At 62.8% G+C, this 25,513-nt stretch carries 13 protein-coding genes; 6 read left to right on the plus strand and 7 right to left on the minus strand.

The window, feature by feature from the left end; all coding sequences use genetic code 11:
• The first annotated feature begins 184 nt into the window (after nt 1–184).
• The 4 genes from OXT71_15010 to OXT71_15025 all read left to right on the plus strand — a co-directional run bounded on the left by OXT71_15010 (nt 185) and on the right by OXT71_15025 (nt 10,544).
• Nucleotides 185–4,828 carry a PPC domain-containing protein gene (locus OXT71_15010; protein ID MDE2927703.1) on the plus strand — a complete coding sequence of 1,548 codons (4,644 nt, stop codon included), beginning with the start codon at nt 185–187 and terminating at the stop codon, nt 4,826–4,828.
• A 271-nt stretch (nt 4,829–5,099) separates the two neighbouring features.
• Nucleotides 5,100–7,295 carry a CehA/McbA family metallohydrolase gene (locus OXT71_15015; GenBank protein MDE2927704.1) on the plus strand — a complete coding sequence of 732 codons (2,196 nt, stop codon included), beginning with the start codon at nt 5,100–5,102 and terminating at the stop codon, nt 7,293–7,295.
• A gap of 75 nt (nt 7,296–7,370) precedes the next feature.
• Nucleotides 7,371–8,981, plus strand: coding sequence for a hypothetical protein (locus tag OXT71_15020; protein MDE2927705.1), 1,611 nt, complete (start codon nt 7,371–7,373; stop codon nt 8,979–8,981).
• 45 nt (nt 8,982–9,026) lie between these two features.
• Nucleotides 9,027–10,544: a hypothetical protein gene (locus OXT71_15025; protein MDE2927706.1), complete on the plus strand. Its 1,518-nt coding sequence runs from the start codon at nt 9,027–9,029 to the stop codon at nt 10,542–10,544.
• 126 nt (nt 10,545–10,670) lie between these two features.
• Here OXT71_15025 and OXT71_15030 read toward each other — a convergent pair whose 3' ends face one another.
• The gene (locus tag OXT71_15030; GenBank protein MDE2927707.1) at nt 10,671–11,849 is read right to left on the minus strand and encodes a hypothetical protein; all 1,179 of its coding nucleotides are present in this window, start codon (nt 11,847–11,849) and stop codon (nt 10,671–10,673) included.
• Nucleotides 11,850–12,159: 310 nt separating this feature from the next.
• Here OXT71_15030 and OXT71_15035 point away from each other — a divergent pair, with 310 nt between their 5' ends.
• Both OXT71_15035 and OXT71_15040 read left to right on the plus strand, forming a co-directional pair.
• The gene (locus OXT71_15035; GenBank protein ID MDE2927708.1) at nt 12,160–15,606 is read left to right on the plus strand and encodes a carboxypeptidase-like regulatory domain-containing protein; all 3,447 of its coding nucleotides are present in this window, start codon (nt 12,160–12,162) and stop codon (nt 15,604–15,606) included.
• Nucleotides 15,607–15,734: 128 nt separating this feature from the next.
• Nucleotides 15,735–16,973 (plus strand): tetratricopeptide repeat protein, encoded by a 1,239-nt coding sequence (locus OXT71_15040; protein MDE2927709.1) that lies wholly within the window; start codon nt 15,735–15,737, stop codon nt 16,971–16,973.
• Between the two features lie 15 nt (nt 16,974–16,988).
• Here OXT71_15040 and OXT71_15045 read toward each other — a convergent pair whose 3' ends face one another.
• The 6 genes from OXT71_15045 to OXT71_15070 form a co-directional block, all read right to left on the minus strand.
• Nucleotides 16,989–18,545: a tetratricopeptide repeat protein gene (locus OXT71_15045; GenBank protein ID MDE2927710.1), complete on the minus strand. Its 1,557-nt coding sequence runs from the start codon at nt 18,543–18,545 to the stop codon at nt 16,989–16,991.
• A complete protein-coding gene (locus OXT71_15050; GenBank protein MDE2927711.1) occupies nt 18,542–20,260 on the minus strand; it encodes a CRTAC1 family protein in 1,719 nt (572 codons plus the stop codon). The genes OXT71_15045 and OXT71_15050 overlap by 4 nt, the downstream gene beginning before the upstream one ends.
• Nucleotides 20,251–21,405, minus strand: a complete 1,155-nt coding sequence (locus OXT71_15055; protein ID MDE2927712.1) for a sulfite oxidase — start codon at nt 21,403–21,405, stop codon at nt 20,251–20,253. The genes OXT71_15050 and OXT71_15055 overlap by 10 nt, the downstream gene beginning before the upstream one ends.
• Nucleotides 21,406–21,410: 5 nt before the next feature.
• Nucleotides 21,411–22,229 (minus strand): AAC(3) family N-acetyltransferase, encoded by an 819-nt coding sequence (locus OXT71_15060; protein MDE2927713.1) that lies wholly within the window; start codon nt 22,227–22,229, stop codon nt 21,411–21,413.
• Nucleotides 22,230–22,329: 100 nt separating this feature from the next.
• On the minus strand, nt 22,330–23,985 hold the full coding sequence (locus tag OXT71_15065; GenBank protein ID MDE2927714.1) for a CRTAC1 family protein: 1,656 nt from the start codon (nt 23,983–23,985) through the stop codon (nt 22,330–22,332).
• Complete coding sequence (locus OXT71_15070; protein ID MDE2927715.1) at nt 23,982–25,508, minus strand: sodium/solute symporter; 1,527 nt, start codon at nt 25,506–25,508, stop codon at nt 23,982–23,984. The genes OXT71_15065 and OXT71_15070 overlap by 4 nt, the downstream gene beginning before the upstream one ends.
• Nucleotides 25,509–25,513 lie beyond the last annotated feature (5 nt).

Raw genomic sequence — 25,513 nt, forward strand, 5'->3', positions numbered from 1 at the left:
AAACAAATTGTCTTATTCCGAAGAGGAAGAGGAAGAGGAGATCCATGATGATCAGCGGCCGATCGACAGGGACTTGGCGGTGTGTATCACTCGGGTAATCCGGTTCCATGCGCGATGCCAACCGATCGAAGAACAGCGTCCGTGACAGCCCTGTTTTCGGACAGCTTCCAAGGGGAAGAGAACCATGTTCAAAGGGAAGCCTGACGAATCCACAACCTGGGTGAGTGCCGCAGTTTCACCGGTGTTATGGCGCCGGGGAATATTCCTGGTCCTGACACTTGCCATGCTGTCGCCGCCGGGCTGGGGCCAACGGATCGGGCCCCTGGTTCTGGAAGAACAACGGCGTTCGAAGGTGGAAGCGGTCAGACCACCCAGCCTGCGACTGAGCCTTCCATTGCCCGCCACGGCTACTCTGCCACCACTGGGCCCGGACGATTTGCAGCGTTTGCAGACGCAACGGGGCCAGCCTCCCGTAATCGGCGTTCACCGTCAGTTGCCACCGGGCGCGGTCCGGTTGAACTTCTCCGGGGAGACCGTCAAGACAACCGCCGAGGGAGCGTGGCAATCGACCTCGGCCGGACCCGTCTGGCGCCTGAAGGTGTCCTCTCCCAGTGCTCGCGCCATGCGAATCCACTTTCAGGATTTCGCCGTCGGGGCAGGCCGTCTCTGGCTTCACTCGGAGAGCGGTCAGATCGTGGGGCCATACAGCGGTTCGGGCCAGTACGGGGACGGAGACTTCTGGAGCGGCATCGTTTTCGGCGATAGCCTGACAATCGAATATCTGCCGGGTGAGCCGGCGGCGGACGAAGCCGTGCCGTTTCAAATTGTCGCCATCAGCCATATCTGGGACGACGCCTTCGGAACCGGCGTGGAAACGGCGGCAAATTCAGACCGCCCGGAATGGGAAAAACGATTGTTTGCTGGTCCGATCGAGGCTGCGGCGGGAACAGGGTCGGGGTCGTCGTTGCTGGACAAGCCGAAACAGCCGGTCAAGCGGTCCACCTCCCTAGAAACGCCACGCGCGAAAGCGGCAAGGAGGCTCACGCCCGGGCGTCCCGTCGAATTCCGGATAGGTCCGGTTGAGAACCCGACAATATTCACCGGAGACAACTCGTTCCGGCTGGAGGTTCCCGACAATGCCACCCAAGTCACATTCACGCTGGAATCTGCCGATTCCGAGGTCGACGTGGATTTGTACGTCCGCTATGGCGAGGACAACGAAGTTCAGGATGGGAGGGTTGTCTATGATTACGCTTCGCGGGGAGACACGGGCGACGAGGAGATCGTCATTACCCCTGATTCCGACCCGCAGCTTCAAGCCGGGGCCTACTTTGTCTCGGTACTTCTCTATGATACCGGCGTCACAGCCGAATGCACGCTCACCGCGGAAGTGGAACGGGACGATGACGGAGAGGATCCGGAGCCGATCGGCGGTGGACCGCTCACGCCCGGGCAACCGTCCGACTTCCGTTTGGGTCCGGTTGACAACCCGACCCTGTTCGCGGGGAATCGCTCGTTCCGGCTGGAGGTTCCCGAGGCCGCCACTCTTGTAACCCTTGTCCTGGAATCCGATGCCGATGTGGCTCTGGTTCTCCGCCACGGCGAAGACAACGGCATTCAGGATGGAAGACTCGTCTTTGACCACGGATCCCGCGACCCCTCGGGTGACGAACGAATCGGTATCACCCGGCGCTCCGACCCGCCGCTTCGAGCCGGAACCTACTTCGTCTCCATCGTTGTTTTTGATACGGGCGCCGTCGCCGAGGGTACGATCACGGCGACCGTGGATACGGACGCGGTGGACTGTCACCTGGATGTGACCTGCCACTCGGAATGGGCGAGTGCCGCGACTGGAGTCGCGAGAATATTCATTGAGACGAGCGAAGGCCGCACCCGAGCCTGCTCGGGTACGGTGCTGAACAACAGCCGGCAGGACTTCACGCCCTTCTTCCTGACGGCGGCCCACTGTGTGCAAACCGAGGCGGAAGCGCGTAGCGTGACGGCGGCTTGGTTTTACCAGACACGAACCTGCAACGGAGAACCCCCGGATATACGGAGCGTGCCGCGTACCGAGGGGGCGCGTCTGCTCGCCACGACAGGGCACTCTGAAATCGGGCAGCCCGAGGGCGATATGACGCTGCTGCGGCTCGAAGGCGATCTGCCGGACGGCGTGATGTTCCAAGGCTGGGACGCGGACCCGCAACCTGTCGGCGCGCAGGTCGCCGGCATTCACCATCCTGCAAGTGATTGGGGCGAATTCAAGCGGATTTCCTTCGGTGAGGCCATTCCCGACCCAGGGTTCGGCTTTTCCGACGATACCTACTTGAACGTCTCCTACCCATTGGGACAGGGCTACACGGAAGGGGGCTCTTCCGGGTCCGCCATCTTCGGCAGCCCTGGAACCCTCGTGGGGGCACTGAGCGGCGGCGACGTTGGGTCTGCCTGTCCGACCCGTCCTTCTCGTGACATCTACACGCGCTTTTCGGCTTTCTACCCCCAGATCCGACAGTTCATCGACGAGGACTTCGCGCTGGAATTTGCCCATTTCGCCAATGGTTCTTCCATCAGCTCCGACGTGGTGTTGTTGAACGTTGCGGCCACGCCGATCCGTCCCACCCTCTACTTTGCCGATGACGAAGGCAATCGGATTGACGCCGGATCGCTGGTGGAGATCACTCGAGATTTGGAGGTGCTTGAAAACGGAGCTTTGAGCGTAAGAACCGAGATGGCGCCGCTGGAAGAGCTGACGATTTCGACCCACGGCCGGGGGGACCTTGTCGTGGGATCGGTGCGGGTGACAGCGGACGGATCCATCGGCGGGGTGCTGCGCTTTGACGCGCCCGGCATAGGAGTGGCGGGAGTCGGGGCCAGTGAACCCCTCAATGACGCCCTCTTCCCCGCGCGCCGCCAAGCGGGAGGCGTCAACACCGGAGTGGCGCTGCGCAACCTGGAATCGGACGGGATGACGGTGTCCTGTTCCTTGATGCGGAGGGGCTCCGTGCTGGAAGACGAGGAGATCCAGCTGGACGCCGGCGGGCAGACCGCGCAGTTCATCAATGAGATCTTCCCCGGCGTGAACACGTCCGATTTCGTGGGATCAGTGAGGTGCACCGCGCCTGAAGGGAGAAGGTTCGCCGGGATAGCCTTGGAGATGGATGCCAACGACGGCATCTTCACAACTCTGCCGGTGGTGGCTGTGGACCAGACGGGAGCCGGAAACGGGGAAACCTCTCTGGAGTTTGCCCATTTCGCCAATGGTTCGTCCATCACCTCCGATGTGGTGTTGTTGAACGTCTCGACCCAGCGGATCCGTCCCACCCTCTACTTTTTTGATCAGGATGGCAATGGGATAGAGCCGGATTCAGTGGTGGATACCGGAAACAGCCTGGAGATACGTCCGGACGGAGGCCTTCGTGCGCGTCAGGCGCTGCCGCCATTGGGAGATCTCACGATTTCGACCCACGGCCGGGGGGATGTCGTGGTGGGATCGGTGCGGGTGATATCGGACGGGCCGATCGGCGGGGTCCTTCGCTTTACGCTCCCAGGTGCGGGAGTGGCGGGGGTTGGGGCCAGCGAACCCGTCGCTGACGCCCTCTTCCCGGCTCGCCGCCAAGCGGGAGGCATCAATACCGGCGTGGCGCTCCGCAACCTGACCGCGGAAGAAATGACGGTGTCCTGCAACTTGATGCGGGGAGGCTCCGCGCTGGAAAGCGTAGATATCCCGTTGGACGCAGGGGGGCAGACCGCCCGGTTCATTGATGAGATCTTCGCCGGCGCAGGCACGTCGGAGTTCGTGGGTTCAGTGAGGTGCCTGGCGCCGGTCGGGGGAAGGTTCGCCGGGGTTGCCTTGGAGATGGATTTCGACAACGGCATCTTCACGACGCTCCCGGTGGTGCCGGTGAAGGGCGGGACCCGCCCCGAAGTGCCTCGGACGGCCCCGACGGTGAGCCTGTCGGCATCGCCCACGTCCATCGAGCGGGGCCAGAGCGCGACCCTGAGGTGGTCATCCACCAACGCGACCAGCGCGTCCCTCACGCCAGGGATCGGCACGGTCCCGACCTCCGGATCGCGGCGAGTTTCCCCCACCAGAACGACGACCTACCGCATCACCGTCCGCGGAGCCGACGGACAGACCGCCTCGGACTCAACGACCGTCACCGTGACCGAGCCGCCAGCATCGCTGGCTCCCGCCGATCAAGACGCGTTCAACGAAGTCTTCGTTGGCAAGCGCATGTTGACGAGCTATCCGGACTACCACATCGATTTCATCCGTCCCGGCCGCTTCGAGGAAACCGAGGAGTCGGACGTCTATCCCGGAGACTATACGTATCGGAATTCAGGTTCGAATACGGGAACGTTGACGCTGAATTATGACGACGGCGATCGCTGCACCTTCGAACTGACGTTCGCTTCCGAAACGTCGGGAACGTTCACCTACAGTTGCATCGACGGAGAGAGCGGAAATGCCAGTTGGCGCTTGGCGGATATTCCTTCCGATGATGAAGATGACGACACGAGCCAGGTGTGCGCTGCCGGTAGCACGATCCAATCCGGAAGCGAATGCGCCCTTCAGTTCCCCGAAGGGACTCCCGACGCGGGCAATACGTTTGGCCGGTTTGCCGTCGGCGAATTCTTCGGATCGGAGAAGGGTTGTCTGTTTATCAGCAGTGGTTTCCAGAGTTGTGGTTCCAGCAACGTCAGCTTACCTGCTGACTCTGTGTTGAACACACCGTCGGGTAACAAGTATTCGATCGTTTTCTCCGCGAACATGATCGAGGACAGCTCCAGTTGGACGATCTCCGAGCTCTCGATAACGCAGGAGGAGTGACAGAACGGATGGTGACCTGCCCGGGGGTGTGGTGAGACCCCGGAGGCAAACCCGGTAGGACGCTAATGGAGTCGATGCCGTTCTGATCATGCTGCGCCGTATCTGGCCGGTTATCTGGTGAGAAACGGGCAATGCCACGGAGCGGTTCAACCGAACCGTTCGCGATTTTTCCTTCGCCACTTCCGGTCAATGCCGTGGTGACTTTGGCCCCGGACTGCTAGAATCCGGGCCGGATTCGGGCTTCAAAGGTCACCTGTTCATGGAAAAACCAATGCATCCATCGCTGTTCGTCCTGCTACTGCTTCTTGCCGCCGGTTCCGGCTCGATCAGGGCGGAGACCAAAGAGGTTCCTCTGACCCAGATCCCCCTGTTGGGCAACTACGTCATGAACAAGCCGGTGGCTCCCCACCTGGGGGACGCCGCAGAGTTCGCCATCCGGCTGCTCCAGTGGTCGGATACGAATCGGCCCTCCATCCTCAAGGTTCAGCGCATCATCAAGGGAGAGACCTACGCCCAGGAATGGGGGGCCAATCTGAACTACAACCCGCTGCCCTTGGAGGGCGTGGTCGACCTGATGAGCGACGCCTATCAGCAATTGGAGAGTCCGCGACTGGTGAAACTGGAGATCTCGGACCGGATCGAAGTCCTTCAGGCGCCCGAACGTTTGGATCTCCTGCAATCGCTGGTGATTCCCGTCCCCTTTGTCGTCAGAAATTCGGGAACCGGTCAGGTCCAGGTGACGGTCCGTAGCGGGACCGAGGGTGTGAAAGTCCAGGAAGAACTCCGAACTCTGGGCGCGGGACAGAGTCTGGGTTGGTTCGTCCCTGTCTCACTGGAAGGATGGAGCGGCGGCGCCGTAGGTTTGAAGCTCGATGCCGGAGCTTTGTCGCAGGAGATTTCGCTTCCCACCCGGGCCTGGGACTCGGGGACGGTGAAGGTCAGAGTTCTGGATGAAAACGGACGGCCGACCCAGGCCCGCGTGTATCTCAACGGACCCGATGGAAAGTCGTACACACCCGCGGGAGCGCAGCCTCATATCACCAACGGCGACTACCGTCAGCCCTATGGCGGCGAGTATTACTTCTATGCCGACGGCGGTTTCGAAGCGGGCGTTCCGGCCGGGACCGTCTCTCTGGAGGTGGTCAAGGGCCTGGAATACGCCCCGTTGGCCCGAAAGGTCCAGGTCGCCAAGGGACAGGCCAAGAAGGTGGAGTTCCGGTTGAAACGGACCTGGGACATGGGCGCCAAGGGTTGGTGGTCGGGCGACACCCACCTGCATGCCAATCTCTTCCACGATCCCATCACCGGCGCGGACGATCGGATCAAGCCGAAGGACGTCCTCCTCGTGGTGAAGGCCGAAGATCTGAACGTGGCCCATATGCTGGCCTGCAACAGCGAGGACGGTTACGTCTACGAGCGCAAGCGCGTGGAGGGCCGGCCCAACGCGCTGTCGGAAGAGCGGCACATCCTCTACTGGAACGAAGAGATGCGCAACCTGCGCCTCTACGGTCACATGGGCTTTCTGAGGATCAAGAGCTTCGTGGAGCCGGCCTTCGTGGGCTGGCCCGGCACCACCCATCCCCAGGACGACCCGGCCAACTACTACCAGGCCGTCAAGGCCAAGGCGCAAAACGCCGCCGTCATCTACGTCCACCCTGGTCTCCCCAGCGAGTACCCGGTGGACATCGCCCTGGGAGTCGTGGACACCATAGACGTCATGTGCCAGGGCGACGAAGAGAAGAACACGGCCCACTGGTACCAGCTTCTGAACGCGGGATTCCGCTGTCCCATCTCGGCCGGGACCGACAGCTACCTCGACCTGCCCTACCATCTCATTCCGGGGGCGGGGCGGGTCTATGTGAAGTCGGGTCCCCGGCTCGACTATTCCGACTGGATCGACGCCTATCTGGAGGGAAAGAGCTTTGCCACCAACGCCCCCATGGTCACCTTCACAGTGAACGGCCGGGAGGCGGGTTCGGTGTTTACGTGGGAGAAGGGGGCGCTCCAGGTTAAGGTGGAGGCCGAGGCCGAGTCCCACATTCCCATGTCCAGCATCGAACTGGTGGTCAACGGGCGCGTGGTGGAGACCGAAAAGGCGCGTGACGAGGGCAAGCGGGTCCGTTTGAGGAAGGGTCTGGAGGTCACGGACAGCTGCTGGATGGCGGTCCGGGTCCGGGGCGAGGCGCACCGGCTTCTTCCCAACGACGCCGCCCTCTATGCCCATACCAGTCCCGTATACCTCAGCTTCAAGAACCGGCCTGTCCGTTCCCACGCCGCCGCCCAGTTCTTCGTCGAGCAGATCGATCTCTTGATCCAGCGCGTCCACGACAGAGGCCAGTTCAGCCACGAGCGGGAGAAACAAAAGACCGTAGACCTCTTCCGGAAAGGGCAGGCGATCTATCGGGAGATGCTGGAAGAGGAGGAGACTGAAGCGGTCCCGGTGCGCTTCGGGCACTATTCCAGATAGGCGCATCTCGTATTCTGTCTATCGCCCTTAGGAGCCCCAGTTACGGGGGAAGTGGATATGGAGCGCAGGAGTTTCTTGAGACTGTTGGGATCCGGGGGTGCGGCTGCCTCGGCGCTGCCGACGCCGGTCCGAGGCGCCGTCCACGCCGAGCCGTCGAGAACACCCCTGGAGATCGGTCAGGAGAGACAGCTCTTCCTGGACGACCATGTCGTCGAGACCATGGAGCCCCGAGTCTTCCGGCTCCTGAACCAGCCGGTTCGGTACCGAGACAATCCGGTGATTCCGTTGGGAACGGACTGGGAGCAAAAAGGAGGACTGTCCCACGGGGGCGACGCCGGAGCCGTCCTCTACGACCCGGAACGCAAGCTCTATCGGTTCTACGGCTGGATGATTCCGTGGCCTCCCCTGGGAAGTTCGGTTCGGAAGTTCATCTTCTACGCCGAGTCGGAGGACGGTCTCCACTGGCGGAAACCGCCGCTGGGCCAAGTTCGTTACTTGGGGTACGACACCAATTTCATCCGACTGCCCTTCCTGGGAGACGCATCTCCCGGCAACCTCGGCGTTTTCCGGGACCCGGCGGCCCGAAGGCCCCAGGAACGGTACAAGATCGTGTTCCAAGGCAAACAGGACGGGGCGGGGGGGCTCTATCCCGGTTATTCCGCCGATGGCATCCGCTTCCATCGCTATCCCGTCTCCCGGCCCATCATTCCCTTCTACAGCGATACCAACAACAACGCGATCTGGAATCCGGGGACCAACGAATACCTGGTCTACCATAGGACCTACCCGAGACTGGATCGTTGGTTTCAGCCGGAACCCGTCTATCCTGAGGGTGCGCGGGCGCGGACGGCGGCCTGGGCGGCCAGCCGGGACTTCCTGGACTGGGACGGTCCCAGCGACAAGCAGGAGCCGGAAGAGCGGTACTTCTGTTTTCATGCTGACGCCGCCGACCGCATCGGGGACCGGGATTTCTACACCTTGGAGGTGCTCCCTTATGGTGGCGGGCTGGTCGGTTTCACCTCGGTCTACCATAATCTGATGGGCCAAATTCCCGCCGGGACCGATTTGGGCAAAGCCCGGAGCCCATGGGTGGACCGGATCGACGTTCAACTGCTGTGGAGCCGGGACGCCCGCCGCTTCGAGCGGGTCGGGGACCGTAGGGTGTTTCTGCCCAACGGTCCCGAGGGCAGCTGGGACGAGCATCTTTGCTACACCGTCCAGGCGCCCATCGTTCGAGAGGACCTGGGGGAGATCTGGATCTACTACGAGGGTTTCGGCGGCCGGCACGTCTTCAACCAGCGGGGCGAGCAGCAGCGAGGCCAGATCGGCCTGGCCATCCTTCGTCTGGACGGGTTCGTCAGCATCACCGGCGCGGGCTCGCTGACCACGCGGCCCCTGGTCTTCGAGGGCAACCGCCTCCGCATCAACGCCACCGGGCGGGACCGGTACGCAGGCGATGGCTACGGGACGGTCAAGGTGGCGTTGTTGGATGGGGAGACCGGCCGGGCCCTGCCCGGATACGGCCTGGACGATTGCCGGGTCTTCGGGGGAGACAAAATCAGCCACACCGTGAGCTGGCGTGGAAACGCCGAAGTCGGCGCTCTGGAGGGGAAGCCGATCCGCGTACGGTTCCAGGTCCAACGGGCCAAACTGTTTTCCTTTCAATTCACACGGGAGCCGGTCTAACCCTGTGCCCGTGCCACTGACTTTCAATTCGAGAGGGGATGCATCGTGAAAAATCCGGGGAGATTCGCAACGCTCCTTTTGGTCGCCTGCCTTTTTGGCGCGCTTTCCTGTACTTCCGAACCTGCAGAGCAGGGACCGGCTCCCATCGAAGTGGGACCGGGTACCCACCTCTTCGTGGACGATCGCCTGGTGGCGGAGACGGACCGGGTCTGGCGCTCCCTGAATCGCCCGACCAAGCACCGGGAGAACCCGGTGGTGAAGCCGGACCGGCCCTGGGAGGGCTACCTCGTGCTCCAGCCCGGAACCGTGATCTGGGACGAGGAAGAGCAGCTCTTCAAGATGTGGTACAACACCATCGGCACCCACAAACGGCCCTACGTCGAAGACTACCTCTGCTACGCCACCTCCCGGGACGGCCTCGCCTGGGAAAAACCGGATCTTGGGCTGGTGGAGTTCAGGGGATCCAAGAAAAACAACATCTTCCTCAAGTGGTCGGGGTGGACCCACGCTCTCCTGAAGGACTCTTCGGATCCGGATCCGAAACGGCGCTACAAACTGCTGTTTTGGCAGACCCATGACATGGATCGATGCGGCATCTCGGTGGCCTTCTCGCCCGATGGGAAGGAGTGGACCGAGTACCCGGAGAATCCGGTGGTGCCCTGCTGGGCGACCGGCGACACCTTTTCGATAACCCAGGATCCGGACAGCGGCCAATACCTGCTCTACCACAAGACCATCAGCCGGCCGATCCGCAAGGTCTCCCGCCTGGTGAGCGACGATTTCATCCATTGGAGGGATTCCCAGCAGGTCCTGGACCCGGACCCCTATGATCCCCCCGACACCGAGTTTTACGGTCTGTCGGCCTTTCCATACGCCGGCCAGTACCTGGGGGTGCTCTGGATCTACCACACCTACACCCAGTTCATGGACTCCCAACTGGTCTCCAGCCGGGATGGCCTCGAGTGGGAGCGCTCCGTGGGCCGCCGGCGCTTCATGAAGCTGGCGCCGGACGGGAACTACCGCAACGACACCTTCGACAGCGGCATGGTCTACCCGTCCAGCAGTCCCTTCGTGAAGGACGGCAAGGTCTGGATCTACTACTCCGGCTTCACCAATCTGCACAATGCTCCCTCCCGGGACCACAACGGCCAGATCGGGCTGGGGACATTGCGCCAGGACGGGTTCGTCTCCTTCGACGCCACCAGCGAGGGTTCGATCCTGACTCCACCGCTGAAGCTCGGGGGAAACACGTTGTCGGTGAACATGTCCTCCATGACCGAGATGCGGCCGAACTTCCAGCGGGACAGCGGCAAGGAACTCTACAGCAAGCTCTACAGCAAGAATCCATCGGCTCGGGGCTACGTGCGGGTCGAGGTCCAGGACACGGGAGGGAATGCGCTGCCTGGATATGAGGCCTCCAACTGCACGCCCGTGCACCACGGAGACCTCTACCAGAAGGTCACCTGGGAAAGGGGCCGCGATCTGTCGGGCGTCGGCGACCGCCCGGTCCGCCTGAAGTTCGTACTGGGCAACACGAAGCTCTATTCCATCAAGGTGGAATAGGCGGCGGCTTTCTTGCCGCCGAAGCGGAGCGGCGGTTTCCAACCGCCGAATCTTCGCTCTCAGACGAGACAAAAAACCGCACCTGCCGCATAACGAAGGCAAAGAGGGAGGCCAAAAGGGCCGTCCCTACTGGCGGCGCGCAACGAAGGTCAGGATCCGCTGCGGATTCTCGTAGATCAGGGTCCGGATCTGCTCCTCAGCGACGCCCTTGTTCCTGAGGTGGGGAACAAACTTTTCCAGGACGAAGGTGTAGCCCATCCCTCCGTAGGCCTTGAGGTCGATCTTCTGGTCCACGTTTTGGGAGAGGAGGATCCGCTCCAGGTATCCGCGCTGGATCAGTTTTACGATACCGTCCCCAACGTGGGCCGCCGTCGCCGCCTGCCGCAGCATGTGGAATTCCGATATCCCGTCGAACTCCACGTAGACCCCCCGCTTCAGTAGACCCAGTAGGGAGGGCAGATCCCGAACTAGGTTGTCGCAGTGTCCCAGGATGACCCGCCCCAGCTCGGCCCCTTCCGCCGCCAGCAGGTCCAGCATCGCATGCGTGCTTTCGCTCCCGCTCCCGCCGCTGTGCAGAGAGACCGGGGCTCCGGTGATGCGGCTGGCGCGGGCCGCGGCTCGGATCGCTTTGGTCGCCACGGGAGTAAGAGAGTCTCCGCCGGTGGCCACTTCGCCGATGATTCCGGATCGGATGCCGCTGTTTCCGACGCCCACGGTCACGTCACGCACGATTTCCCTGGTCAACTCGCTCAGAGAGCGATCCGCCAGGTCGCGGGAATCCAAGGCGCGGGTGTCCCAGCCCGTGCCCATGACCACATGCACCCCGGAAGCCCGGGAAACACGCCGTAACGCCGCGGGGTCCCGTCCCAGGCCGATGCTGGTCACGTCCACCAGGGTTCCACCGCCCCGTTTGCGATAGTCCGTCAGCTCCTGAAGGGCAGTCGTTTCATCCCCCAGGATCAGGTTGTCCCGATTCGGATAACCCATGGTCACCGCTCCCAGCATGTCCATGGTCAAGGGCTTGAGATAGAAACGGACCCGCGTGGCTGTGGTCGGCACCGGCCGGTTGGGATGGTTCCGGTTGATGAAGATGTGTTCGTGCACCATGGTGGCGCCCAGAGAATCCGGGTCTACCGGGCCGTTGACCGTCAGGACCATGCCAGCGAGGTCGGGAACATGTTCCGGGGCCTCCTGGGCCCGTAACCCCGGTGGTGAAAACAGCACGAAGAGCAGACCGGTCAGGGTCCACGCGGTACGAGCATTCCTGAGAACTCCTGGAGGCGTGTGCAGCATTTCTGTCTTCAAATCGAAAATCCTAACCCTGGAAAAACCAGGCGTTCTACTGGCGCGACCATTGGAATCGGGCGGTCGGAAACCCCCGTTCCCCTCCCCGCGCTCCCGTCGGGGGGACATTGTAGACTTCACCTGTTCAACAGGCCAGAGTTCGGGTTCCCATCCTGTTTGTCCGGAAAAAGGTTCGAACCAGTCGCGCAATTATTTTCCATCGGGATTTGAATCGAAGGTCGGAATGCCCTAAAATGCGCGGCTGGTAGTTCTTCGCAGACGTGCATCCCAAGTGCTCGAAGTTTGTTTCTGCATTAGGAGGTTTTGAGTAATGCGAAAGTGGAAAATCCTCTTGGTTGTCATGCTCCTGGCGCCATTGGCTGCCGCGCCGCTCTGGGGCCAGGGAGCATACGCGAGCCTCAATGGCCGCGTGATGGACAACACGGGGGGCGTGATTCCCGGCGTCAATGTGACCGCTAAGAACACGGCCACCGGTCTCGACTATCCCACGGTCACCAATGACACGGGTCTCTACCGGGTTGATTTCCTGGTGCCCGGTCCCTACGAGGTGACCGCGTCGCTTCCCGGATTTCAGACCCAGATCCAGCCGGTGGAACTGAGCACCGGTGACGACCCGACCTTGGATTTCACGATGGTTGTGGGTGAGGTCACCGAGCAGGTGACGGTCCAGGCTCAGGCGCCGCTGCTCCAGTCGACCAACGCCACCCTCAGCAACCTGATCGAGGCCGAGCAGATCGAGACTCTGCCCATGGCCCAGGGCAATCCGAGCCACCTGCTGGTCATGGCCCCCGGCGCCTCCAGCCCTCCGGGCGGAGGATGGAAGTGGGACGAGCCCGGGTGGTCCATCACCACCGGCTTCTACTTCCACGGGAGCCAGGGCAACGCCGTCGGCTTCACCCTGAACGGCATCAACAACGTGGGGACCATTTTCGGTGGCGCCCAGCAGGCCCAGACGGCTCCGTCGGCAGAGGCGGTCAAGGAAATCCGGATCGCCCACGACTACACGGCCGCCCGGGGACACCACAACGGCACCACCATGGACGTCACCCTGAAGTCCGGCACCAACGACTGGCATGGATCGGTCTACGGCTTCTTCCGCGAGAGCGAGTGGGGCGCCAATGCCTTTTTCGTGAATCGGGCCGGTGGCGCCAAGTCCGATACTGCGTACCGGCGCACCGGGGGCGCGGTGAACGGTCCCATCTTCCAGGATCAGACCCATTTCGCCTTCAGTTGGGAACGCACCTTCCAGCGGACCCTGGAATTCTACGGCGCCCGGACGGTACCGACGGCGGCCATGCGGGCGGGTGACTTCTCGGCCCTCCTGGCAGTGGGGCCCGAGTACCAGATCTACGACCCCTCCACCATCCAAGCCACCGGGGACGGGTTCTTCTCCCGGATGCCTTTTCCAAACAACGTGATCCCTTCCAATCGGATCCACCCCATCTCCTCGCAGCTCATGAGCTACTACCCGGAACCCAATCTATCGGGTGGCAGCGACTTCAGCAGCAATTTCGAGCCCACTGCCTCTTCGCCCACCCAGTGGGACCAGTGGACGCTGCGGGTCGACCACAGCTTCGGACCGTCCAACCGGATTTTCGGCAGCTACACCAAGCTCGACAACTGGTCGGGGGAGTGGAGGGACTACTACGGCAACGGCGCCACCGGGTTCCACGAATCCATCATTCGTGAGACCTTCGGATTGGACGATGTCTGGACCTTGAATCCCAACGTCATCCTGAATTTTCGCGGCGGCTACAACCGGGGATCCGACCCCAGAGTGCACAAGAGCCACAGCCTGCACCCGCGGGGAGAGCCCTTCGACATTTTCTCGTTGCCCTTGGCCGATTCGCTCAAGGCTCAACTCGATCCGGCTCAATCGGCTCTGCCTCACATCCAGATCGAAGGATTCAGCGGAATTCATGACGAGACCCGGAACAACTTCGATTTCTCCACCTATGTCTTCGGAGAGGCGTCCACCGACATCCACGAGGGCAATCACAACGTCAAGTTGGGCGTGGAGGCTCGTGCCAATTATCTGAACCGGAACGATCAGCGCTGGTCCAACCCGGTCTACCGTTTCCGGTCCATCTTCACCAACGGCCCGCTGAACACCTCTCCCAGCGCCCAGGGGCAGGGGTTTGCCGCCTATCTGTTGGGACAGCCCTCCGCGGGCTTCGTCAACCGGAACGACAACTACGCCGCCCACCACAACTATTACGCCTGGTTCATCCAGGACAACTGGAAGGCGACGCCTGAGTTGACCTTCAACATCGGTGTCCGCTGGGAATACTTCGGCCCGCTCACCGAGCGCTACAACCGGAGCGTGGGGGGGTTCGCGTTCGGCACGGCCAGTCCTATTGCGGCCGCTGCCCAGGCGGCCTACGCCATGAACCCCATTCCTGAGATCGCAGCCAGTGAGTTCGCCGTGAACGGCGGAATCACCTACGCCGGAGTCGGAGATACGCCGCGGGCGCTGTACAATGTCCCCTCGAACATCTTCGCTCCCCGTTTCGGCTTCGCCTATCGACTGGGCGAGGAGACGGTGATTCGTGGTGGCTACGGCATCTTCCATCAGCCCATCGGGATCCTGGGGAACAGCGTTTCACCCATTCTGACCGGGTACAGTCAAACTACGGATCTGGTGCCGACATTGGACAACGGGCTCACTTTCCGGGCTGACTTTGCCAACCCGTTTCCGGATGGGATTCGCCTGCCTATCGGCAACGCCAGAGGACTGGCGACGAACCTGGGTCAGAGCGTCAGTTTCTTCAACCAGAACAACCTGAAGGTGCCCTACAACCAGCGCTGGTCGCTCACGGTTCAGCGTATGCTGGGCAGCACCATGCTGGAGTTGGGTTACGTCGGGACACGAGGTGTTCGCATCATCGGCAGGCGAAATCTGAACGTCCTGCCGGACCGGTACCTGAGTTCGGCCAATGAGCGGAACAATGCGAATCACGCCTACCTGAACACGCAGGTGCCGAATCCCTTCGCCGGCCTGGTGCCTGGTACTGGGCTCAACACCAACACGGTTTCACGCAGCCAGCTTCTCCGGCCCTTTCCGCAGTTCTCAGGCGTGACGTTGAATCAGACCAACCAGGGATATTCCTGGTATCACGCCTTCGAGAGCCGTCTCGAACGGCGCCTCTCCGGCGGATTCAGCTACAGCCTCGGCTATACCTGGTCCCGCTTCCATGAGGCGGTCCAGTTCCTGAACGCCAGCGATCCCGTTCCCGTCGAAGTGGTGGCCCGCTCCGATCGGCCCCATAACTTCAAGTTGAGCGGCATCTACCAGTTGCCCTTTGGGAAGAACAGCCGGTTCGGAGGTTGGCAGGTTTCGGCGGTGTGGCAGCTCCAGAGCGGCTTCCCGCTGAACTTCGGCGACGTCTTCACCACGGACAGCTTCAGTCCCGACCGTCTTGGCGGCGGTGGCACGGTGGAGCGGTGGTTCAACACCAACGCCGGATTCGTACGCAATCCCAGTGACGCGCCGGAAGGGACCCACAAGCGGACCTTTCCTCTCCGCTTCGCGCAGTTGCGTTCGGACATCGTTGATTTCTGGGATCTCAGCATCATCAAGGACACTTTCATCAACGACACTCACAAGATCCGTTTCCAGGCCCAGTTGCTGAACGCTTTGAACCATGCGAGCTTTGGGAATGCCAACACCAATCCCACCAGCGGCAGCTTCGGCGTTGTCGGGTCGGACGTGACTTGGCCGCGGCGCGTCATGTTCAGCGTCAAGTGGATGTTCTAGTTTCTGGATGAGGCTGTCCCGGACAGCCTTCCGGAACGATCCGTTGAAAGAAGAGGGGCGGGAGGCGACTCCCGCCCCTTTTTTGTCTTGGCGTTTTGAACGCTGCCCCGGTTGGGGGAGGAGAGGCCTTGCCGATTCCGTTTGTTGTGTCGGCGCTGTTTTTGCTGCTCGCCGGTCCCAATCCGGTTCTCCAGGAACAGGGGGATCCTGCGCGTCATTACCAGCAGGCCAGTGAGCTGTTGGCCCAGGGGGAACTCTCCCGGGCCGAGGCGGAGGTTCGCCTGGCCTTGGCCGCCGCTCCGCGTTGGCCGGCGGCCCTGAATCTGTGGGGGATCATTTTCCGGCGCCAGGGTCGAGTGCAGGAGGCCGTCCGGAGCTTCGAGCGGGCGCTGGCCCTGAACCCGGATCACGTGGCGGCCGGGAGCAACCTGGGCTACGCCCTGCTTTCTCTGGGACAGCACCGGCAGGCCCTGGCTTGTTTCGATCGGGTCCTGGAGTTGGACTCGAACCATTCGGCGGCTTGGGCCGGGCGTGCGCGGGTCCTGTTGGCCCGAGACGATCTGCGGGCGGCTCTGCCGGCGGCTCTTAGAGCCGAGAAGTCGGCTCCCGGCGATCCGGAATTACTGCTCCTGCTCTCCGAGATCCTCTTCCGAAGCGGCCAGAAGGACCAGGGTTTGAAGCGTGCCCGGCAGGTTGCAGCGCTGGCCCACGACAACGGTCCCGGCCTCAGGCTTCTGGGCCTTTTTCTCCTGCAACAGGGACAATCGGAGGCGGCCCTCCCACACCTGGAGCGGGCCCTGGAACTGGGGACTCGCGACGGGCAACTGCTCCAGTCGCTGGGTTACGGCTATCTCACCTCCAGCCGCCTCGCCAAGGCCGTTCCGTTGCTGGAAAGGACGATCCGGATGCATCCGGAGCGGGCGCACCCGTACTACCTGCTGGGGATCGGATACGAGATGCAGGGCCGGCACCGCGAGGCCGTCCGCCAGTTGGAGAAGGTTCTGGAGCGGGAACCGGATCATCTGGAGGCCACCCATCGCTACGGAATCAACCTCTACAAGAGCGGTTCGCCGGAAGCGGCCTGGGAACCCTTCGGCGGGGTCCTCCGGGAAGACCCTGAGCGGATCGAGGCGCTTTACTACCGCGCCCAGATCCTGTGGCTCAGGAACGACTACCGGAAAGCGGAACTCCTGCTGAACCGTGTCCTGTCCCTGGATCCCAAACACGCGGCCGCCCACTTCAAGCTGGCCCAGGTCTACACTCGCCTGGACGAGCCGGAAGCGGCCTCACGCCATAGGGGGAAGTACCAGAGCCTCCGGGCCCAATACTCCACTCATCTGAAAGAAGTGATCTTCCGTATCCCCTGATCGGGATACCGGAATTTACTGAGCGGTTGGAGCCCGGCCTCCCAGGGTGCGAACCCCTGCCAAGCTCAGATCGAAGGCATGGTCGATCTTCAGCTCATCACCCTGGCGCACCAGGACCAGGAGCGGCAGCGGCTCGCCCCACGCCGTGACCAGTTGGCAGAAGATCCTCTTTCCCAGGGTGTTGCCGTCCCGGATTCGGCTGCCCGCGATCCGGTCTCTCGACCGGCCGTCGCCGTAGACGGATGAGGCAATGGACCGGAAGCTCTGAAAGTCGCCGTAGAGAGCCTGTGAAGACGGCGTCAGCAGGTCCCAGATCTCCCGGTACCTGCCGTGAAGCAAAGCCTGCTTGTAACGGAGATAGAACCGGTTCACCGCCCGGGCCACCCGGGAGCTTTCTCTGGGGTCAACCTGGACCGAGCCGGGCAAGAGAGCCCGCCGCGACCGTTGCCGCTCGAATGCCTTGACCTTTTGGAACCGGTCCAGGATCTTCCGGGCCTCCTCCGACTGGCCCAGCTTTCGGTGCAAGGTCCCCAAGTGAAACAGGGCTGCTTCGTGGTCCGGCTCCCGGTCCACGACTGCAAGGAACGCGGCCAGAGCGTCTTGGTCCCTCCCAGCGGCGGCGAATGCCTTTCCCAGCAAGAGGCGGGAGTTGACCGAGCGCGGGTTGAGCCGTAGCGCTCCCTCCAGCTTGGAGATGGCCTCCTGGGGCCGGTCCAGGTCCAGCAGCGTCGATCCCAGGAAGTAGTGGCCGGCGTAATCGTCCGGGTCCTGACGGACGCACTCGGCGTAGGTTTCCCGCGCGGGTTCAACTCGTCCTTGTGAGGCCTGGGCATACCCCAGGTGAAGGCAGGCGCCCTCGGCGTCCGGGTCCAGCTCCAGGGTTCGGGCGAAGGCCGTTTCCGCCTCCCGGAAGCGTTTCATCTTGAGCCAGGTGCGTCCCAGGGCGTCCTGCAGCAGAGGCGAGACCGGATTGGCCTGGATGCCGGCGGAGAAGACCGCCGACGCAGCTTCAGGAAGCTCGTGGACCAGGAAAACACCCCCCAATGAGAGGAATTCGTGCTCTTCCGACCGCAGTGTTGCGGCAAATTGCTTCAATTCCTCCCCGATGGGAGCTTGGTGGAAAAAGCTCACGGCCGGTGTTGCCGGAGCCGTGGATCGGACCAGACGCGCGAACTGTCCGGCGGCGGCCGAGCTTTGTCCCAAGCGGAGATAGGCGAGCGCCAGGTTCAACCGGGCGGTGGACCAGTTGGGGCGCAGTTGCAGGGCGCGCAGATAACAGGAGGGAGCCCGGGCCGTTTCTCCCGCTCTCTCCCGGGTGGTTCCCAGAAGGTTCTGGAGCGAGGCATCAGGCGGGGCCGTCTGAATCAGGGCCTCCAGGGAGCGCGCCGCCTGGGCATAGGACTCGGAACGAAGCAGGGAATAGACCTCAGCCAGCCTTTCCTCCGTCGTTTGGGCGAAACCTGTGGGGCCCAGGACTCCCAGGATGAGCACGCATAGGAGGGGGGACTTTCTTGTCCCCCATATTCTCGGAATCGGCGGCTGGAAACCCCCGCTCCTATCGATTCGAGTCATCGGTCCTTCCCCGGCCTCTTTTGGATCACTCCTTTTGTTTCCTGCACCGTGTAGAAGTGGTTGGCTTCCAAATTGGGAAGCTCCTGGACCCGGCCATCCGGCCATCGGATTGTCACCTGGGCAACAAGACCGTCTCCCAGGCCGAAGTGGGTTCGGAGATCGTTGTGAGACATGAAGCTGGCGCCGCTACGGACCTCCCTCATTTGCCGGACGTCACCGGTTTGGACTTGAATCCGCGCTCCGACGCCGTCCCGGTTGCTTCGAGTTCCCATCAAACGGAAGGAGATGAAATTTCGCCGGTTGCCACCCCGATTCTCCAACAACTCGGGCAGCCCGTCGATATTGGTCACCACCACGTCCAGGTCCCCGTCGTTGTCGTAGTCGGCGAAAGCGGCTCCCCGCCCGCCGTTGGGACGGGTCAGGGCCGCCCCCGCCTCCCGGGTGACCTCGATAAAGTGGCCGGCTCCAGTGTTTCTGAACAGTAGCTTGGTCTGGAGGTACTTGTAGTCGAGCCGCTCCGCCTCGGGGTAGAGATGGCCGTTGACCATGAACAGGTCCAGCCAGGTGTCATTGTCGTAGTCGATGAAACCGGCTCCCCAGCCCAGGTGGAGCAGACTGGGGGCGCCGAGTCCCAGCGGACCCGTGCGGTCCGAGAAGGTTCCGTCGCGATTCGCCTTGAAGAGCGTGTTGACGTCGCCGGAGAAGTTGGTCGTGAAAATTGAGAGATGTCCGCTGTGGTCGAAGTCGCCGGCGTCGACCCCCATCCGGGCCTGTTCCCGGCCGTCCTCGCTGAAGGCGCATCCGGCCAGCACGGCGTTGTCGGTGAAGGTGCCGTCGCCGTTGTTGCGCCAGAGGTTGGCCGGAGTGGCGTCGTTGGCTACGTAGATGTCCTGGAGGCCGTCGTTGTCGTAGTCCAGAAAGAGGACGCCGAGGCCGTTGTAGGGCTCACCGCTCCGGATGCCTGCAGAGATGGAGACGTCCTGGAAGGTGCCGTCGCCGTTGTTGCGATAGAGCAGGTCGGGGCTCCCCGCGTAGCGCCGCGGACCGCAAGTGACGCGCAGACCGGAAAAGAGGCATGCGGTGGGATAGCTCTCCGGCGAGAACTCCACATACCGGGCTACGTAGAGATCCAGGAAGCCGTCCCGATCGTAGTCGCCGAAGGCGGCTCCGGCGGACCACCCGCCACCCCGGACCCCGGCTTCCTCCGAGAACTCCTGGAAGGTTCCATCTCCCTGGTTCCGGAAGAGGAGATTCCGTCCGTAGCCGGTGACGAACAGATCGAGGTCTCCATCATTGTCAATGTCGGCGGCCACGGTCCCCATGGCCCAGAGGTCGCCCCCGGATACACCGGCACGGCGGGTCACGTCCTCGAAGGTCCCGTCGCCGCGATTCCGATAGAGCGCGCCTCCTGGAGGCGGCTCCGGGTCCCGTCCGCGGATCTTGTCCAGGGAAGACCCGTTGGCCAGGTACAGATCCACCCAGCCGTCTCTGTCGTAGTCGAACCAGGCGGCACCGTGTCCGAGAGTTTCCAACAGGGCGTCTTTCTTGGGTCCCCCCGAGAGGTCTTCCAGGATGACGCCTGCCGGAGTGGCCCGGTCGACGAAGGTGACTTGGCCAGAATGGCCCCATGCCGGAGCGAGCGACACCAATGCGGCGATGAGAAATGGACGTCGAGCCGCCAGGAGACGGTCTGTAACGATCTGGATCAGGCCCACCGACTCGCTCCGCGGGGGCTGATGGCATCGGCTTGATCGCGGCGTCTGACGGTGCAGCGGACGGTTTGTATCCAGCGGTTGTCGTAGCGGTTGATCCGGCCCAGGTCTTCCTGTGGCGGTTGGGTCTGGCCGTGATCATCGAAGGCTCTGACCTGTAGCGCATATGGACCGGTCCGGGAAGGCTCCCAGGTGTGGTGCCAACGGACCCAGGCGCATGGTTTAGGTGTGTCCTGGAGTTCGGCCCGGGTCCAAGACCTGCCCCCGTCGCTACTGACCTCGACCCTTTCGACGGTCCGGCATCCGGCCCAAGCCCGGCCCCGGACGACGTGAGAACCGGGACTCAGGGTCTCGCGGTCGACGGGGGAGTCAATTTGGGACTTTACGCCCATGCGCGTCACCGGAGTCAAGACCGGTTCTCCCGTGTTGGGATGGCGCCGGGCCGTGAAGTAGCGTTTGGCCATGTAGAAACCCCGGAACGGCTCGGCCACCACCCGGATTCGTGTCAGCCACTTGACGTGGGCCATTCCATACCAGCCGGGGACGATGGCCCGGGCCGGATGGCCGTGCTCCGGGGTCAGGGGCTGACCGTTCATCTCCAGAGCGACGAGAGTCCCGGCAGCCACGGCGTCCTCCAGAAGCAGGCTTCGCGCATAGGTCACGGGGACCATCTCCAGTTCGTCCAGGCCCCGGTCGGCGCCCTCGAGGACGACTTCTTGGGCGTCATCCTCGACGCCGGCCTCCTCAAGAAGCCGGGCCAGGGGCACGCCCCGCCACTGGGCGTTTCCCACCAATGAACCACCGGGGAGGTTTTCGGCGCACTCTACGGTGACGGTGCGGGATTCCTGCTCCATATCTCGGAGCTGAGACCACGTCCACTCCCGTGGCCGGAGGACGTTTCCGTCCACCGCAAGTCGCCATTCATCGCGATTGATGGAAGGAGTCCCCAGGTGACTCCGGACGAAGAAGCGCTCCACCGGGGTGAGCCAGTCCGATGTGGGGGATTCAGTCGGTGGTGGAGTCGGGGAGGCGCGCAGGGTAGGCCAGGCCGGCGCCATGGCCAGCCCCATTGCTTTCAGGAAGGTACGGCGACAGGCCCTCCCCAAGGGAGTCGCGATCGTCGGCCGGGCCGAACCGTGAGTCGCCATCCCGGTCATTCCCCAGATCTCGGGTGAAGGTCCGTCTTCTTCCGGGCGTGAGTGCAAAAATAGCAACAGGGATTGGAGCAGAGCAGGGCGTCGGACCGTTCCCTGAGGATTTCCATCGTGGTCTCGATGACGTCCAAGCCTCTCACCAACTGGCACTTCGCGGCCTCGATCTTGAAGTCCCGGATCAAACCCTTCTGTCTGAGGGGCATCTCGATGACGCCAAATCCGGTGCTGCAGCCCGGCTCGTCGTTCAGGTCCACGTTCACCACCTCGCCGGAAGGCGTCCTCACCGGGGCCGATCGGGGAAAGTTGGGATCGTAGGGGACGCCCCGGTAGGGAACTTGGGCGTAAGCCTCGCCGACGTGCATGGTGGAGTCGGTATCGTGTTTCACACCCAGCAGCAGGATGAATCCGCCGGCCCGGGCGATCCGGTCGATGGGTGAGTCGATGCCCGTGGATTCCGCGTTCCAGTGTTCCCGGGTGAATTCGGCGGCCTGACGGCCGATGGCGGCCACCGAATAGGTGGGATGGAGGCTTCGCACGGCGTCCGGGCGTTTGCGAAGGGTGTTGGTGATTAGGCCGGTCTGGGAATGTACGGTCGCGGGATCGAATACGTCCATCTCCAGGACGTAGTTGAAGGTGGGGACCATCAGCGTGCCGTCCTCTCCGAGGACCTCCAAGACGGCGTCGATCACGGTCTCGGCGCCGTCTTCGACCCGGCCCAGACTGTGAAGAGAGCTGTGCATCATCAGGAGGCGGGTCTGGTCCACGCCCCCTGCACGGAGAAAATTGACCAGATCGGATTTTTGGAGCAACCTCTTCATTTCAGCGGCCGTTTCCTGTGTGTTCTATTGTTTCATTGGAGTCCGGCGGCAGGAAAGCCGCCGGTCCCGGTCGGCGGTTAGGAAACCGTCGCTCCACAACTCATGGGACGGTTTTCTCCCGAACCGTCAGGATCTGATTGGCCGTGACGTTGTGGAGACTCTGCAGGTTCCCCGAGGGCCAGTGAATTTCCACCAGCTCCACGACGTCCGAGTGGCCGAGTCCCAGATGCACCCTGGGGTCGTGGCTGGAAAGGTAGCTGGCCGCCCGTTGGACCTCCCGGTGCAGTTCCCGGCCCCCGACACGGACCCGAATCCGGGCCCCCAGCCCGTCCCGATTGCTGTCGACTCCTTCCAGCCGGATCAGGAGCCAATGGTTCCGGTTGACTGAATCGTTTCGCAGCAGGTTGACGGGCCCCCCGTTGTTCGTGACCACGATGTCTATGTCGCCGTCGTTGTCCAGGTCTCCGAAGACGGCGCCCCGGCTCAGGTCCCGCACCTGCGACCAGGAGCCGGCCTCGCCGGAGCGTTCCCGGAAACTGCGCTCCCGATTCTCGTACAGCAGGTTCTCCTGGCGAAAAAAGACGTAATCGCGGAGCTGGTTGATGGTGGGATCGATGTGGCCGTTGGCGACGAACGCATCCAGGTCTCCGTCGTTGTCGTAGTCGAAGAAACGGGCCCCGAATCCCACCTTGACGTAGCTTTTCTCCAGGATGCCCGACTGGTAGGTGACCTCGTTGAAGTAGGCCCCGGCCCTGCGGAAGAGGGCGTTCCCCTCGTCAGCGAAATTGGTCACCAGGAGATCCATCCGGCCATCTCCGTCGTAGTCGCCGAAGTCGACCCCCATTCCGGCCCGGGGATGGCCGTTCTCGTCCAGAGCCACCCCCTGGTCGAAGCCCACCTCCTGAAACGTGCCGTCGCGGTTGTTCCGAAACAGGAAGTCCGCCACCGTGTCGTTGGCCACGAAGACGTCCGGATATCCGTCCGGCTCCAAGTCGGTGAAGGCCACGCCCAAGGCTTTCCCTTGCGCGTGGCCAATGCCGCTGCTCTTGCTCCGGTCCTGAAACCTGCCGTTCCCCTGGTTCCGGTACAGCACGCTGGCATCGGTCTCGAAGGTCGTGGGGTGGCAGTAGTTCCTGCGGCCGGCGGTGTGACAGGGAGTTTCGTCGCCGGGATCGTAGCCGACGTAGTTGCAGACGAACAGATCCAGGAGTCCGTCCCGGTCGTAGTCGAAGAATCCGGCGCTGGAGCCCCAGTGCCCCGCATTTTCGACGCCCGCCTCTCGGGAGACGTCCCGGAAACGGCCGTCTCCCTGGTTCCGGAACAGGTAGCTCCGGGGATACCCGGTGACGTAAAGGTCGGGGTCGCCGTCGTTGTCGTAGTCTCCGGCCGCCGCCCCCATCCCGTAGGTTCGAATCAGCAGGCCGGACGACTGCGTGACGTCCCGAAACGTGCCGTCCCCCCGGTTCCGGTAGAGCCGGCTGCGGGATTCTTCATTGTTTCGTGGAGGGATACTGCTTCCGGCGACGACAAAAAGGTCCAGGTAGCCGTCTCCGTCGAAGTCCAGGAGGGCGGCGCCCGATCCCATGATCTCCAGCAGGTGGTACCCGCCATCGGCGCCCTTGTAATGGCGGAAGTCTATTCCAGCCTCCCGCGTCCGGTCCGAAAACCGGGGAACACCCTCCTGGGTCTCCGCGTTGGCCAGGCCGTCTCCGGACGCAACCAGGGAGAGGATCAGGAGACTGGGGCCGAATCTCATGTCCTCTTTCGATCCCCGAAGGTGAGGCCTTGGATCTTCTCAGGCGAGGGCCGGCGGAAGAGAAAACCGCCCAGCCCCGCCACGATCATGCCCAGGGTGAAGGAGAACGGGATTCCCCACATCCAGGAGATGGCCCTTTCCATCCCGAACCATTCCTTGCTGAAGCTCACGAACAGGGAGACGGACGCCGCCAGGAAAAAGCCCAGCAGGATCGCTTGCGGTCCGACCCTGCGAAACAGGATGCCTCCGAAAAAGAGGACGGCGATGGGACCCACGAAGACATCGTTGACCCGGCCGCTCAGGTCCAGGATGTTCCAGTCGGTCCGGCTCATGACCACGGCGATGATGACGGCCACTCCGATTCCCAAGACGCCGGCCCCGGCGGCCACTCCCTTGTCCAGCAGCAGGCCCCGCCGGGAGCCCTTGCGACGGCCGCCGAAATGGGTCGTCAGGACGCCGGAGATGGAGTTGATGGCCGAGCTGAGGCTGGACATGGCCGCCGACAGCAGGGCCGCCATGACCAGGCCGGAAACTCCGGTGGGCAATTGCTGGGCGATGAAGCGCGGCATGAGCCGATCGCCCTCGGGAGCGATCTTGGCCTGGAACTCCGCCACCGGAAGGTTGGAGATGTGGGCGTAGAAGGCGAACAGGGCCAGGCCGCAGATCGCCAGGGTCGTGTAGAGGACGACGTTGGACCAGGCGTAGACCCAGACGGAGCGACGAGCCGCCTTGACGGAGGGAGTCGAAAGATAGCGCTGGATTGCCACCTGGTCGCCGCCGTTGGCGCAGATGTTCCAGAACAGGATGTTGAGCATGATGCCGACGATGGTGATGCGAACCGTGGGATCGAAGCTGAAGACCTGCATCTCGCCCCGTCCGGCTTCGGAGAAGGTCTCCCACCATCCCATGGGTCCCGTCCCCACCAGGTAGTAGACGTAAATGGGGATGGAGAGCGCGCCCGCCAGCAGGATCCAGAGCTGCAGGTTGTCGGTCCAGATGACGGTCCGAAACCCCCCCACGCTGGTGTAGAAGGTGGTGATGATCCCCAACAGGATGATGGTGGTGAACAGCCCCAGGCCCGAGATTTCGGAGAAGGCGAAGCTGGCCGTGTAGATGATGATCCCGGACCAGATCAGGGTCCGGAAGACGAACAGGGTGGAGGCCAGGGTGCCGGTGCCCCGGTCGAATCGCCGGCCCACGTATTCGTAGGCGCTGGTGATCTCGAGCCCCTTGATGGTGGGGATCAGGATCCGGTTCACGATGGGGATCACCAGCGGCGCCACGATCAGGCCGAAACAGTAGGCGAAGCCGTAACGGATCACTTCTCCGGGAACCGAGAGGTAGCTGATGGTGGAGAGGATGGTGGCCAGGACGCTGCCGCCGGCCAGAAACCAGAAGACCTTCCGGTCGCCCAGGAAATACTCGTCACGGGATTTCTGGCGGCGCGAAAAATAGATTCCGATGAGCGAGAGGCATCCCATGTAGGCGATGATGACCAGGATATCGATGGGGTTGAGATTCATTTAGT

The sequence above is a fragment of the Acidobacteriota bacterium genome, assembly GCA_028874215.1.
Taxonomy (GTDB): Bacteria; Acidobacteriota; UBA6911; order RPQK01; family JAJDTT01; genus JAJDTT01.